General features: G+C 46.2%; 12 protein-coding genes and 1 riboswitch. Of the genes, 2 read left to right on the top strand and 10 right to left on the bottom strand.

Going from position 1 to position 13,120, the window contains the following annotated elements:
* Positions 1 to 295 precede the first annotated feature (295 nt).
* The 3 genes from HU147_RS06275 to HU147_RS06265 all read right to left on the bottom strand — a co-directional run bounded on the left by HU147_RS06275 (position 296) and on the right by HU147_RS06265 (position 2,938).
* Positions 296 to 1,612 carry a nucleobase:cation symporter-2 family protein gene (locus HU147_RS06275; RefSeq protein ID WP_224075440.1) on the bottom strand — a complete coding sequence of 439 codons (1,317 nt, stop codon included), beginning with the start codon at positions 1,610 to 1,612 and terminating at the stop codon, positions 296 to 298.
* The gene (locus tag HU147_RS06270) at positions 1,609 to 2,196 is read right to left on the bottom strand and encodes a xanthine phosphoribosyltransferase (protein WP_224075439.1); all 588 of its coding nucleotides are present in this window, start codon (positions 2,194 to 2,196) and stop codon (positions 1,609 to 1,611) included. The genes HU147_RS06275 and HU147_RS06270 overlap by 4 nt, the downstream gene beginning before the upstream one ends.
* Before the next feature lie 149 nt (positions 2,197 to 2,345).
* Positions 2,346 to 2,447, bottom strand: a riboswitch (purine riboswitch).
* A 98-nt stretch (positions 2,448 to 2,545) separates the two neighbouring features.
* Entirely contained in the window at positions 2,546 to 2,938 is a 393-nt protein-coding gene (locus HU147_RS06265; RefSeq protein WP_224075438.1) for an acyl-CoA thioesterase, read from the bottom strand.
* A 175-nt stretch (positions 2,939 to 3,113) separates the two neighbouring features.
* On the opposite strand from HU147_RS06265, the gene HU147_RS06260 reads away from it, so the two are divergent.
* A complete protein-coding gene (locus HU147_RS06260) occupies positions 3,114 to 4,391 on the top strand; it encodes an MFS transporter (protein WP_224075671.1) in 1,278 nt (425 codons plus the stop codon).
* 20 nt (positions 4,392 to 4,411) lie between these two features.
* Here HU147_RS06260 and HU147_RS06255 read toward each other — a convergent pair whose 3' ends face one another.
* The 4 genes from HU147_RS06255 to HU147_RS06240 all read right to left on the bottom strand — a co-directional run bounded on the left by HU147_RS06255 (position 4,412) and on the right by HU147_RS06240 (position 7,546).
* Entirely contained in the window at positions 4,412 to 5,386 is a 975-nt protein-coding gene (locus HU147_RS06255) for a proline dehydrogenase family protein (protein WP_224075437.1), read from the bottom strand.
* 186 nt (positions 5,387 to 5,572) lie between these two features.
* Complete coding sequence (locus tag HU147_RS06250; RefSeq protein WP_224075436.1) at positions 5,573 to 6,121, bottom strand: NADPH-dependent FMN reductase; 549 nt, start codon at positions 6,119 to 6,121, stop codon at positions 5,573 to 5,575.
* Positions 6,122 to 6,288: 167 nt separating this feature from the next.
* Entirely contained in the window at positions 6,289 to 6,903 is a 615-nt protein-coding gene (locus tag HU147_RS06245) for a PH domain-containing protein (protein ID WP_036810778.1), read from the bottom strand.
* Between the two features lie 145 nt (positions 6,904 to 7,048).
* On the bottom strand, positions 7,049 to 7,546 hold the full coding sequence (locus HU147_RS06240) for a TspO/MBR family protein (protein ID WP_224075435.1): 498 nt from the start codon (positions 7,544 to 7,546) through the stop codon (positions 7,049 to 7,051).
* Positions 7,547 to 7,777: 231 nt separating this feature from the next.
* On the opposite strand from HU147_RS06240, the gene HU147_RS06235 reads away from it, so the two are divergent.
* On the top strand, positions 7,778 to 8,239 hold the full coding sequence (locus HU147_RS06235; RefSeq protein WP_224075434.1) for a GNAT family N-acetyltransferase: 462 nt from the start codon (positions 7,778 to 7,780) through the stop codon (positions 8,237 to 8,239).
* A 55-nt stretch (positions 8,240 to 8,294) separates the two neighbouring features.
* Here the strand turns inward: HU147_RS06235 and HU147_RS06230 are convergent, their stop codons facing one another.
* The 3 genes from HU147_RS06230 to HU147_RS06220 form a co-directional block, all read right to left on the bottom strand.
* Positions 8,295 to 11,132 (bottom strand): YhgE/Pip domain-containing protein, encoded by a 2,838-nt coding sequence (locus tag HU147_RS06230; protein ID WP_224075670.1) that lies wholly within the window; start codon positions 11,130 to 11,132, stop codon positions 8,295 to 8,297.
* A gap of 2 nt (positions 11,133 to 11,134) precedes the next feature.
* Complete coding sequence (locus tag HU147_RS06225; protein WP_224075433.1) at positions 11,135 to 11,641, bottom strand: RrF2 family transcriptional regulator; 507 nt, start codon at positions 11,639 to 11,641, stop codon at positions 11,135 to 11,137.
* Positions 11,642 to 11,785: 144 nt separating this feature from the next.
* Positions 11,786 to 13,081 (bottom strand): DUF4139 domain-containing protein, encoded by a 1,296-nt coding sequence (locus HU147_RS06220; protein ID WP_224075432.1) that lies wholly within the window; start codon positions 13,079 to 13,081, stop codon positions 11,786 to 11,788.
* Positions 13,082 to 13,120: the final 39 nt, after the last annotated feature.

Here is a 13,120-nt window from a genome sequence, read left to right as displayed (position 1 = left end):
TTTGATTCATTCTTTTAATAAAGAAATCTTTCTATCAGAAAGAGTAGAAGAGTAAGCATGCTGTTTATTCATTGCTCTCCTTCGATATGGAGCAAACCAGCGGAGACGCCTGCGGGACAGCGAGACAGCCGAGACCCCGCAAGACGCGCAGCGGCTGAGGAGGCTTGGCGGATCGCCCGCGGCAAGCGCAGCTGGTTTGCGGAATATCGGAGATATTCTAAGAGAAATTTTTTCTATATCTTTCTCAACAAGCTAAAAACGAGCCCCTGCATATAGCAGCGGCTCGTTTTTAATTTCATATGGAGCTGTGGTTTACAGCATTCTTCTGTACGGAAACAGGTGCCTTTGCTTCTGCTTTTCTCTTTGAAGGAATCATATGGAACAGAATGTTCAGCGCAATCGCCGTCACGCTGCCCGCTACAATGCCGTTGCTTGTCAAAATCTGAAGGCCCGCCGGCAATTGGGCAAAGATTTCAGGCACGACCGTAACGCCGAGCCCGATTCCTACCGAACATGCCACAATCATTGAATTTTCCTGGGATTCTGCAATGATTTTGCTCAGCATTTTAATGCCTTGTGAAATGACCATTCCGAACATGGCAATCATAGCCCCGCCAAGTACGGCAGTCGGAATAATTGTCGTAAAGGCTGCCACTTTTGGCAAGAAGCCAAGTGAAATCAGCATCAAGCCGGTAATCAAGATGATTTTTCTCGATTTGACGCCCGACATTTGAATCAGCCCCACGTTTTGTGAAAACGTCGTATACGGGAACGAGTTGAAAATTCCACCTAGAATAATCGCCAGTCCTTCTGCACGATACCCTTTGGATAAGTCCTTCTCGTTTAATTTTTTTCCGGTAATATCGCTTAAAGCGAAATAGGTGCCTGTCGATTCCACTAAAGAAACCATGGCAACCAAAGTCATCGTAAGAATGGCAGACCATTCAAATGTCGGAGCACCGAAGTAAAAAGGCTCTACCATATGGAAGTAAGAAGCTTCGCCGATTGCGGAAAAGTCGACTACGCCCAGCAACGTTGCAGCAAAGGTTCCAACTGCCAAGCCAAGCAAAATCGAAATGGCCCGTAAAAAGCCCGTGGCAAATTTATAAACCAAAACGATGAACAGCAAAGTGCCGAAAGACAAAGCGATATTTGTAAGGGATCCAAAATCGCTCGCTCCTTGGCCGCCGCCCATATTGTTGATGGCTACCGGAATTAGCGTGATTCCGATAATCGTTACAACCGATCCTGTCACCACAGGAGGGAAAAAGCGGACAAGGCTTCCAAAAAAGCCGCTGATCAGCACAACAATCAAACCGGAAACCAGAATCGAACCGTAGATAGCGGAAATTCCGTATTCAGCACCAATGGCAATCATCGGGCCGACTGCTGTAAAAGTACAGCCTAATACGACCGGAAGGCCGATTCCGAAAAAGCGCGTGTTTACGATTTGCAGAATAGTGGCGACACCGCAAAGCAGAATATCGATGGCTACCAAATACGTCAATTGTTCTGATGTTAAGCCGAGGGCGTCTCCAACGATCAATGGAACTAATACGGCACCTGCATACATGGCCAGCAAATGCTGGAATCCTAAAGCTGCACTTTTCATCCCACAGGAACCTCCTCAAGAAATTCAACTTTGCCATTAGCCAAAGAAGCAATATTCGCCAAGGATTCAACGTGGACACCGCGGTCGCGAATCATCTTGCCGCCGTCCTGGAATCCTTTTTCAATCACAATGGCCACACCGCCAAGCGCTGCATCTGCTTGTTCAATAATATCGATCAAGCCAAGAACCGCTTGCCCGTTCGCCAAAAAATCATCCAGAATCAGCACGACATCATCTTTGCCAATGAATTTCTGTGAAACGGAAATATCGTTTGTTTCGTTTTTCGTAAACGAATGGACACTCGCCGTATATAATTCGTTGATTAACGTGAGGGATTTGCGTTTTCTTGCAAAAATCACCGGTACACCGAGTACCAGGCCCGTCATCATCGCAGGTGCAATCCCGGAAGACTCAAGCGTCAAAATTTTGGTGATGCCCTCGTTCGCAAATTTGGAAGCGAATTCCTCACCGATCGCCTGCATAAGCACCGGATCGATTTGGTGGTTCAAAAACGAATCTACTTTTAGGACTGAATCCGATAAAACCTGACCGTCTGTCAATATTTTTTCCTGTAATTGTTTCATGCTATTAGCACTCCTTTCGTCACGCCGAGAGCATAAAAAATAGCCCTCAGAACGTGCATCCATTCATACCATGAGTGGAGCAATGTCCTTCGAGCTAAAAATTCGAAAGGAAATAAACAGGTTCATGCCTCCCAAAAAAGGCACTTCCCCATCATTTCGTTGCTTCTCATAGTCAGTTTGTTTAAGGCAAACCGGTAGAAACTTGCAGGCCATATCCCCGCGATTATATGAGTGAATATTATTAGAATGGTATCATTATAGCACGTCGAAAAAGCATTTCAAGATAACATAAAATAAAAGAGAATTCAAATAATTAACCAGAAAGTTAATCCTGCCTCCCCCATGGTTCCTATGATTGGAGATGCTTTTCTAATTCCTCCCGGATGCCATCCGGAATTTTTTCGGATTTCCCGACAGCCAAATTGTAATTTACATAAACCACTGTATTTTTTGCACAAAGCTCTTCTTTTTGATAAAGCTCTTCATGCAATTCCAGGCTCGAATTGCCGATTCTCTTTACCCATACGCAAATTTTCACATCGGAACCGAAATGGATTTGCTTTACAAACTCCAATGTCGTTTTCGCAATCACCATTTTCCATTTTGAAAAATCGTGGTCCGGCGTAAACAAGCTGAATAATGGATTTCTGGCAGCTTCAAACCAGACCGGCAAAGTCGTATTGTTGATATGACCAACCCCATCTGTTTCCGACACCCGTGGTTCAATAATTGTCTGATACATCTATGTATATCCCCCTTTAGCAAATTCTTCCTTCACGTATTTCGTATAACTCCATTCTACCATTTTCCGAATCGTCCCACTCGATTAAAAATTCCACGATTTAAAGTTGATTTCATGGAAATGAAGCTATATATTTAGAGAGGCGAAATAATAATAGGCAAAGTGAGTGAAGCGCATGCAAACGTGGGTTGTCGACTGGAAAAAGAAGTTTTTATCTTTTAACCGCAATATCAAGTTGTTTATGCTGGCCAATGTCCTCATCCAGATCGGCATGGGCGTTTTTATGGTGATGTACAACCTCTACATAAAAGAACTCGGCATGCCGGAATCCATCAACGGCAAAGTGATTTCAATGACTGCCTTGGCTTCTGCCATTATGCTGATTCCTGCCGGCTTTTTGAGCGACCGGTTCGGGCGGAAATGGACCATTGTCGGAGGAGCCGTGCTCGGCGCATTGACTCTTTTTTACCGCAGCTTTGCCGTAGCGGAATTGCCGCTTGTCACAGCGGCTTTTTTGACCGGTCTGTTCATGGCATTTGTCCAAGTGTCCGGCATTCCTTTTCTCGCGGAGCATTCCAAAGCATCCGAACGCGTCCATCTGTTCAGCATGTATTTTGCTTTGATGACCTTGGCCAATGTCTTGGGTAGCTTGCTTGGCGGTGTGGTATCGGATGCCCTCCAATGGCTTCTTGCAATGGATGCCGTCCACGCCATTCGCTGGTCTCTTTTGTTTGGTTCCCTGCTTTATGCTTTCGGGCTGATTCCGCTGCTTCGCTTGAGCAACCAGAAGCCGCCGGGAGAAGAAAAAATAAATACCCGCATCGACATCGATGCGGCGGATGCCCGCCTTTCAAAAAATTTAGTCGCCATTTTTCATTTCTCGTTCGCCAGCCTGCTCATCGGCCTCGGCTCCGGATTGGTAGTTCCTTATCTGAACTTGTACTTTTCCAACCGCTTTGAAGCATCCAACACCTATATCGGACTCATTTTGGCACTCGGTTCCGCCATGACAGTAGTGGCGACATTGATCGGGCCTCTGCTGGTCAATAAAGTCGGGAAAGTAAAAGCGATGCTGCTGTTTCAATTGCTGTCGATTCCCTTTTTGATCTTGACAGCTTATACGACCTCACTTCTCCTCGCTTCCCTTGGCTTTTTATTGCGGCAAGCTTTGATGAATGCCGGCAATCCGATTCAAAGTGCGATTGCAATGGAAGTGGTCCACGACAAATACAAAGGCCTTGCCAATTCGGCCAACCAGATGGTTTTCAACATTGGCTGGGCAGCGATGGGGCCGATTGCTGCAGGACTGGTCATCTCGTTCGGCTCCTACTGGGGGTATGCCTATGCTTTCACTATCACAGCGGCGCTTTACTGCATTTCCGCTATCTATTATTATTTCATTTTCGGCAAAAGAAAATTGGCAGAAACGAAAAAAGAATGGCTCACGGATTGAGCCATTCTTTTTGGTTTTATTTATTTTTTCCCTTTTGATGTCAAACGGCCAAGCAGGAATGCTCCGGCAGCCAAACCGATTGCCGTATTCGTACGCTTGTTAAATACTTGTTTGACAACAAGGTTCAAGTTTTGCGGACGCTCAGCAAGGCGGCGCATGAAATAGCCGTACCAGTCATCGCCAAACGGCACGTATGTGCAGAAGTTGTAGCCTTGGCGCGCCAAATTCAACTGCATGTCTTTCCGGAAGCCGTACAGCATTTGGAATTCGAATTTTTCACGCGGAATGTCATTTTCTTTCACAAATTCGATCACGTGATTAATGACATTATGGTCGTGAGTGGCGATAGACGTGAATTTCCCGTGCAGCAAATGGTATTCAATCAACTGAATGAAATTCGCATCAATTTCTTCCCGTGTTTGGTAAGCATACTCGGCAGGTTCTTTATAAGCCCCTTTAACAATGCGAAGACGCAAGTCTTTATGCTTTTTGATGTCGTCTTCTGCCCGGAAGAAATACGCCTGTATCACAGTTCCGATGTTGTCGTATTCTTTCAAAAGCGTTTCAATCAAATCGTATGAAGGCTGTACGTGCCCGTAGTCTTCCATATCAATATTTATATGCATATCGTACCGGTTTGCGGCCGCAACGATTTCTCTTAAGTTTTCATAACAAAAATCATAATCGATATCCAATCCGATCTGGGTAGGTTTCAAAGAAATATGCGCATCTACTCCATTTGCATGGATACTTTCAATTACTTCAAGAATGCTTTCTTTCGCTTTTAATGCTTCTTCTTTTTCAAAAACGAATTCCCCAAGGTTATCTACTGTGCAGCTGATTCCTTGTGCATTCAATTCCCGGATGCTGTCGATTGTTTGTTCGATATTTGTTCCCGCCACAACGGTTTGGGCTCCTAATTTCAAGCCATACTTTTTCGCTGCGCTTGTTAAAAATTGATTTTGCGACAAGCCGATAAACACATCTTTTAACATGATTTCCCCTCCTGATACAATTCCCCTAAAAGTCGCTTATACGAATAGACAACAGAATGGGACGCACTCCTTCAATACAAGCAAGTCTTATTGTAATCTTTTTTTTCAAAACCTGCATCAAGAAAATAAAACAAAAAAAGAAGTGCCTTTGAAGCGGAAAAAACTTCAAGAGCACCAACTCTGCGCTTAAGCCATTTTGTTGTAAAATGTAACGAAATTGTCCACCACCTGGTCTAAAAAGCCAAGTGTTCCGGAATCGATAATTTCGTTATTTTCATTCAGTTTCTCGTGGACCGATCCGATATAAACTTCATTTCCCGGCAACAGCATCGGAGACAATGACGGATTTGACAACACTTCCCGTAAATGAATCTGGGCTCGCACACTTCCCAGCACCCCCATTGAAGATCCCACGATGAACGCTGGTTTTTCACGAAGCACAAAACCGCCGCGCGACAGCCAGTCAATGGCGTTCTTTAAAGATCCGGGAATTGAGTAATTGTATTCCGGGACCGCAAAAAGAACCGCATCCGCGTTCTTCACTTTGTTTCTAAAGTCGACCACTTCCTGCGGCACATTTCCTTCAATGTCCGGATTGAACAGCGGGATATCGTTGATGGTAACCGATTCGATATCCAGACGGTCTGCATAACGCTTTTTCATAAACTCCACTAGCCTCATATTCATCGAACCTTCTCGCACACTTCCAATGATTGCTGCTACTTTGATGGCCATATTATTCTCTCCTCCAATTCTATTTATCAAAAAATTCCTTTTAATTAAATTTCTCTTCAGTTTCAGCTTAACATGGAGAGATTTTGAGCTGGTCAAAAATGCTTCAAGAAAATAAAAAAGGGCCTTTCTTCCCTAACAAAATCAGAGAAGAAAGGCCTTACCAAAGTTTAGTTGTTGATGTATTTTTCGAAGACATCCCCAAAATCTTTTACATGGTACTGGTTGCGGACAGAAGTCATCCACGTAAAGCCGAAATCCGTCAATTTCGAGTACTGGACATCCAAGGCCACGTCATTCGGCCGGGAGTTTTGCAGAACCGTTACTGCTTTATCCAAGCTTTGGTTTGCCATCGAAATGATGATTTCATTTTCATGCGTCATTTCAGCAATGCGCAATAACGATTTGTAAAGATCCTTCAAACGTTCAATCTGATTTTTCTGCACATCGATTTTAAACGGAATCTGGCCCAATTTAAAGCCGATTTCAATGTCCAAGTCGATTTTTCCCGCCGTCTCCATCACTACGTCTGAAATAGAGTGCTGAGAATACGGATAGCGTTTCAATGTACGCTTCGACGACATCGCACTGTCTCCGTCCACATGAATAAGCGCCAGATTAGTGAAGCAATATTCATCCGCTTTTGTTTTGATTAAGAAGAAGATTTTTTCTTGGTCTTCGTGCATGACGTAATCGTCTGCATCGGTTTTGTCATAATCCTGCGGATCGATAATTTTTCCGACATCTGATAATCCTAGAGCGTCTGAAGCCATTTTTTTGAACATATGTATAAATTCCTCCTATTGGAAAATAATAGACTCTATTATCTAACAGTTTATCAAAAAATTTGACTGTCTACACGAAGAAGTGAAAATATTTAAAAAGACAGGAATCACAGAAATGTTTCTGAGATTCCTGTCTTTGAACTTTTTATTTATTGAGTTTCCATACGGAATAGTTAAGGCCCAGCGCAAAACCGACCCAGCCGATATACGGCACCATCAACGATCCTGCCAGTTTGTCCTGTTTGTAGAATTCATAAGTGGTCCACGTCACGGCCCCCAGCAGCAACGCCATTTCAACAAGTGCGATCCCCCGCAATCCCCATTTGAAAAACAGAAACGACCAAAGGAAATTCAAGCCGAGCTGGATGTCATAAGGTACATCCGTCTGGGTTTTCTGGTTTTTCAATTCCGCTTGTGTCTCTGCCCGGTATTTGGCAAGGCCCATTGTCGTATATAAAGTGGTCCAGACCGTCGGAAAAAGCCAAGGCGGCGGCGAGAAAGACGGCTTTTTCAATTTCTTGTACTTTTCCTGTGTATTCTTGTTGGCGAGAGCTCCGATAATCGATCCGCCGACAACCGGTACGAGAATGTTCACAGCCAGTTTTTTGCCATCCAGTTTTCCATTTACTTTTGCAATCTCCATGTTTTCTCCTCCTAATTTAGTCTTCTGTCCTTTTCTTTCCTCTTTCCTGTTTCCGGAAAAGTAAACATCCGAAGGGATCGCTCCTCGCTGCCTTTAACGCTTAATGTTTTTTGGCACAAGGATTGCAAACCATAAGAATCCAATGATTTTATTGCGTTTTCTAAAGCTTTCACTTTGGCGGAATGGTAAAATACCGATTAAACAAGATTCAAGGAAAGAGGTGGAAACAAAATGAAGATAAACCTGGTGCCCATCACAAGAACCAACTGGGAAGAATGCTTAAACCTAAATGTCAGCTCAGAACAACGCCGGTTTGTCCCTGCTGCAGCGGTATCTCTAGCAAAGCCTTATATTAAACCGGACGGCGATCAGGTGGAGTACCTGCCATTTGCTATTTATGATGGTGAAACGATGGTCGGTTTTATCATGCACGCTTTCGAGAAAGAAACGGTTGATATGTATTGGATCAATGGCTTTTTCATTGATGAAGCGCAGCAAGGAAAGGGTTACGGCAAAGCGGCTCTTTCAGAGATGGTCCGCTGGATTGCCGCCCACTCGCCGCAGTGCAGGGAAGTGCGCTTGACGGTCTACCCGGAGAACCAACGCGCCCGCAGCCTGTACCTCAATTTCGGTTTTAAATTAACCGGCGATTTCCACGGCGAAGAAGAAGTGATGGTTTTCCCCCTCAGCTAAATGGCGAATTCATTTAAGCAAAAAAAGACTACACAAAACTGTGCAGTCTTTCCGGCTAATTGGCTTCAGCTGTTTTCAGGATTTTGCGGCTTCGGCGGCTGAGCACCAGCCAAAGCAAGATATTGCATAACACCATGAATCCTCCCAACACCTCCATGCTGGTCAAGAAGGTCTCAGTTCCATAAGCTGATGACATGGCTTCCCGGAACCCGAGAAGCGCGTAGCTCATCGGCACGAAATCGTGCACTTTTTGGAAAAATGAGTTGGTCAGTTCGACTGGGAACATGCCGCCGCTTGCGCCCAGCTGCAACACCAATATGATCATCGCCAAGAAGCGGCCCGGATTTCCAAGCGTTATGCTCAAGAACATAATCAGGAACATATAGGCGAGCGATGTGGCAATGGAAATCGCAATAAATTCCCCGATATGTTCGACTTGCAAATTAAAGCCGAAAAGCATAATGGCATCGACAATCAGCGCAGAAGCCGTCGCTTGGATAAAGCCGAGCGAAAACTTGCTGAACCACCAGGCAGCGCCTGATGTCGGGCGTCCCGCTGGCTGATTGAGCGGGAATACCAGGTTGAACGACAACGCTCCGACATAAAGCCCAAGCGATAAAATATAAGGCGCCAGTGCGTGACCGTAGTTCGGCACTTCGCTGAGCTGGCTTTCTGTAGCAGAAGCCGGCGCCGCAATCATTTCATAATTGGCATCCGTCAACTGAGTGCCGTTTATGTCTTCTGCGCCTTCTTCCAAGCTGCCGGCCAGTTCATTAGAGCCTGCTTTCAGCTTTCCGATTCCGGCACCGAGTTCACCGGCACCTTCCTCAAGTGCCCCAGCGCCTTCATTCAAGCTGCCGGCTCCACCGGAAAGGCCTTTTGCGCCTTCAGCTAACGCCGGTACGCCTTCTTTCAAAGCAACGGTGCCGTTTGCCAATTCGTCTGCACCGGATTCGAGCTGTGCAGAATTCGCTGCCAGTTCGTCCGACCCGGCTTTCAAGCGGCCTGCCCCTTCTGCCAATTCCGCAACTCCATTTGTATAAGCTGCAGCTCCCTGAGTGAGTGAAGCAGATCCGGACTGAAGAGCATTGGCTCCGTCTACAAGCTCATTAGACCCGGATGCAAGAGACGAAACGCCTTCATTCAAAGCAGTACTGCCTTGTGCGAGGCTGTCCACTGCTCCAGCCAGCTGCGGAAGCGTGGCAGCCATTTGGCTGGTCCCTTCAGTCAATTGGCCGCTCGCTGCAGAAGCTTCTGCAAGGCCATCGTTTAGAGAGCCCGCTCCCGGTATCAGTTTGCCGCTTAACGCCTCGCGGATAGCCGCGTAGCCGCCAAGTGCCTTGCTCGCTCCCGGATTGACCTGGGCGACGGCGCTGTTTAAACCAGCTGTTAACTCAGGCAAGCTGCCGAGCGATTGATAAGCCGGCAGAATTTTTTCGTTCAAGCCAGCGGTTGCTGCCGACAAATTAGCGCTTAGCGCTTCGAGATTTGCCTGCTGGTTCGCTGCCTGTGTATCCGCGCTTTGCTGAAGCGCAGCATCCAGTTCTGCCTGAAGTTCAGGCGTTAAGCTATTGTAAGCCTCTGTTTTTTGCACCGCTTCCACTGCGCTTGCAGAAGATGCATTCTTCAGTTCTTCTAAGATTTGCTGGGCTGCAGCCAGATTGCCCTGCAGTTCTGAAACGCTGCCGCCAGCACTGCCGGCAGAGGCAGCCGCATTCAGCTTAGCCGCATTTTCCTGGATACTGGAAAGGCCTGCTTGCAGCGTTTCAATTTGCCCGCTGTCCGGCAAAGCGCCTTGCAGTGAAGCAAGACCCTGCTCCAACGAGGCACTTCCTGCCTGTAATTCCTTCAGGCCTGTATGGAGCCCTTTCTGTCCGTCTGCCAATTGCTGGACGCTTGAATTTTCTCCGACCAGCTGACTGGTTTTCGATTGCAGTTCGTGTAAGCCTTGATCCAGTTTTCCGCTGCCGTTTTGGGCATCGTATAAACCGGCGTTCAATTGCGCTGCTCCAGGGACGAGCGCTCCAATGCCATTGGCAAGTTCTTCAGACCCCTGAACGAGTGCTGATCCGTTTTCGGACAACCGGACGCTTCCGTCAGCGAGTCCAGCTATGCCCGACTGCAAACTGCCCACTCCGGAAGTGTAAGCAAAAACCCCTTCCCGAAGCTGTCCAGCTCCAGCGCTTAACTGGTTGACCCCTTCTGCGAATTGGCCGACGCCCACTTCCAGCTTGTCAGCACCATCGCGAAACGTCAAAGTTCCGCTTGTCAGTTCACTTAGCCCGGCAGCAAGCCGATTGTTCCCTGTTTGAAGGTCACCTGCTCCGGTTCCGAGCTTGCCTGCGCCTTCTGACGCTTCGGCCATGCCCTCGCCGATAGTCTGGATTTGGCTGAATACCGCCTGCACATATTCTTTTGTGACACTTTCTGAAATCTGTTCACGGATATCCGCAGTCGCCTGTTTGCTGACCGCTTCAATAAAAAAGCCACGGCCCGGATTGGTTTCGTATTGAAGGTTCATCGGCTTGGGCTGCATCCCCATAGCCGTGGTTGCATTAAACGAAAAATCTTCCGGAATGGTCAATGTCATAAAGTACTTGCCTTCTTCCATTCCCCGTTCCGCCTCTTTGGCATCCGTAAAATGCCATTCCAGGTCTTCATTTCCCTTTAGATTATCGACCAATTCTTCTCCGACTGATAAAGTTTGCCCTTCAAACTCTGCCGTTTTGTCCTGATTGACAACAGCTACCGGCAGCCGATCGGTTTTGCCATATGGATCCCATGAAGATCCCAGAAAAAAACCGCCATAAATAATAGGGATAAACATCATGACAAACATCGTTCCGATCAGCAGCGGCTTAGAAAACAGCTGCTTCCATTCCTGTTTAAACATCTTCACTTTTTATCATCCTGTTCTTTATTCAATACATCACTTAAAGTTTCCCGATTCCAGTTGAGCGTCGGCAAGTTTTCCACGCCAAACCCTTCTTTCAGCAAATCGGCAGCCGTCACTTTCGAAAAATATTCGATGAGCAGGTTGTCGCCTTGAGCGAAAACTTTGCGCAAAATCGTTTCGCCGCGTTCGGCGTACTGGCCATTGTGGAAAGCTCGATTGATCAGGCCGCTGTCCGGATACATCTCAATGGGCCCTTCCATCGCTTCAATCAAATCAAGCATTGTGATTTTTTCCACAGATTTTGCGAGTGACACGCCTCCGTTTGTTCCCGGTACCGACATAGCAATCCCTTGCACCACCAGCTTTCTGGTGATTTTTTTCATATAAGATGGCGACACATCCAATCGCCTGCTAATTTCGTCCGATGCCAGCGGCGCACTGCTTTCTTGGGTCGCAAGCAAAACAATAATGCAGATTGCCTGTTCCACGCCTTTTGTTAATTTCATTTCTTCCACCTCTATTATATACTTCGTTTATCCATTATAGATAAAATATATCCACAAATAATTTAACACGATTTCTTTTGGATTACAAGAAGCGTCCCTGAATTTTTTGCCACAAAAAAATGCGGAGCTGCTTTCTCCGCAATTTTATATGAGGTTTGTGTGTTTATCCACTTTGTAAGTAAATTCCACCACAACTGATTTTCCTGCAGCTACCCGCACACTGAATTCCACTTCGCTGGTATTTTTAACCTCGTAGTCATGGGTTGAAGATTCCATCTTCCATAACTGTTCGTAAATGACATGGCCGATATCAATCCGAATATTCTCTTGTTTACCGTTTCGCAGTTCATATCGATACGTTACATATTCGAGTCCTTCGCGTTTTTCACGTGTTATTTCCCGGCTCTCCGAAATGACATCGAAAGCCTCTCCAATCGTCAAAGACAATTTCTCTTCAACCGGAGTATGGCTGATTTCATCTTCTCCTGTAAATTCCATCTCTCCATCCTGATCGGCTTCATAAACTTTTACCATTCCTGTAGGCAAAGGAATTCCCAGTCCGTTCTTTTTTGTATTAGCGAGCAGCAGGCACGCTCTTGCATGCTTGCTCCCTTTTTCTACTTTATAGACTTTTTTGAACGCAACTTCTTCCACCGACAAAAAACGGACTTGCTTGGATTGCCCGTTTAATAAAACGACTTTACGTTCGAGTGCATACACATGGGCATCGCCAAAACTGCGCTCTTCAAAAGAATCCCGTATGGGCATGTTTTTTGCGAGCATCATACTGGCTTCTTCATACAACTGGTTTGGACCTTGCCGATTTATTTGACCTGCAACCAATTTCAATCGGACATCGTGAAAATCAATGCCCGTCTGGTTATTGGCATTAATCCAGCCCGCCAAGCTAAGCACTTCTCCCCGGATTTCCACTATATAAATTGCTTCCCAACCAAGGCCCCGTGTTAAATATGAGACATGCACTTCCTCATTTAACGGCCCGTGTGCAGTCTTCCAAGTGACAGACGGCTTCATTTTTGCGCCTTCCGGCAATGGCGGCAGAACTAATTCACCGGAAGGATTTAATAAGATTTCCTTGGTCTCGACGCGTTCGCCGATCAGGCTTGGAGACACGCTCAATAAGCGCAATTGAGTTTCTTCCCCCACTTCCAGGTTGCGGACAGTCACTACATCCCCGATGTACAATTCGAGCAGCTTTCCGCTAGCTAAAAGCCCCGGATCAAAACTTTGTTCCGTTGTGGTTGACCCCCGGATAACGATGGAACCGGGTTCAATCCGTTCTGCCACATCCAGAAATTGCACTTCTTCAATTACTGATTCCGATACAAGTTTACGCATGTCTTTAACTGCTGCAAAGCCGTCCATATAAAGAGTCAGACCCAGCGATAGCCTATCGTTTTTAGTGGATTGGAATTCCATCTCGACACATCCTTTATGTGCTTTAGAATTGGCCGCTTT

This window comes from Planococcus chinensis (genome assembly GCF_020071995.1).
In the GTDB taxonomy this organism is placed as follows: Bacteria; Bacillota; Bacilli; order Bacillales_A; family Planococcaceae; genus Planococcus; species Planococcus chinensis_A.
The sequence above is the reverse complement of the archived record's forward strand: the minus strand, read 5'-3'. Positions and strand labels throughout refer to the sequence as shown.

What these genes read in the sequence shown, in the direction of transcription:
- HU147_RS06250 (WP_224075436.1), bottom strand. Translation starts at nt 6,121, where the DNA reads ATGGCCATCAAAGTAGCAGCAATCATTGGAAGTGTGCGAGAAGGTTCG.
- HU147_RS06260 (WP_224075671.1), top strand. Translation starts at nt 3,114, where the DNA reads ATGCAAACGTGGGTTGTCGACTGGAAAAAGAAGTTTTTATCTTTTAAC.
- HU147_RS06245 (WP_036810778.1), bottom strand. Translation starts at nt 6,903, where the DNA reads ATGTTCAAAAAAATGGCTTCAGACGCTCTAGGATTATCAGATGTCGGA.
- HU147_RS06240 (WP_224075435.1), bottom strand. Translation starts at nt 7,546, where the DNA reads ATGGAGATTGCAAAAGTAAATGGAAAACTGGATGGCAAAAAACTGGCT.
- HU147_RS06255 (WP_224075437.1), bottom strand. Translation starts at nt 5,386, where the DNA reads ATGTTAAAAGATGTGTTTATCGGCTTGTCGCAAAATCAATTTTTAACA.
- HU147_RS06220 (WP_224075432.1), bottom strand. Translation starts at nt 13,081, where the DNA reads ATGGAATTCCAATCCACTAAAAACGATAGGCTATCGCTGGGTCTGACT.
- HU147_RS06265 (WP_224075438.1), bottom strand. Translation starts at nt 2,938, where the DNA reads ATGTATCAGACAATTATTGAACCACGGGTGTCGGAAACAGATGGGGTT.
- HU147_RS06230 (WP_224075670.1), bottom strand. Translation starts at nt 11,132, where the DNA reads ATGTTTAAACAGGAATGGAAGCAGCTGTTTTCTAAGCCGCTGCTGATC.
- HU147_RS06270 (WP_224075439.1), bottom strand. Translation starts at nt 2,196, where the DNA reads ATGAAACAATTACAGGAAAAAATATTGACAGACGGTCAGGTTTTATCG.
- HU147_RS06235 (WP_224075434.1), top strand. Translation starts at nt 7,778, where the DNA reads ATGAAGATAAACCTGGTGCCCATCACAAGAACCAACTGGGAAGAATGC.
- HU147_RS06275 (WP_224075440.1), bottom strand. Translation starts at nt 1,612, where the DNA reads ATGAAAAGTGCAGCTTTAGGATTCCAGCATTTGCTGGCCATGTATGCA.
- HU147_RS06225 (WP_224075433.1), bottom strand. Translation starts at nt 11,641, where the DNA reads ATGAAATTAACAAAAGGCGTGGAACAGGCAATCTGCATTATTGTTTTG.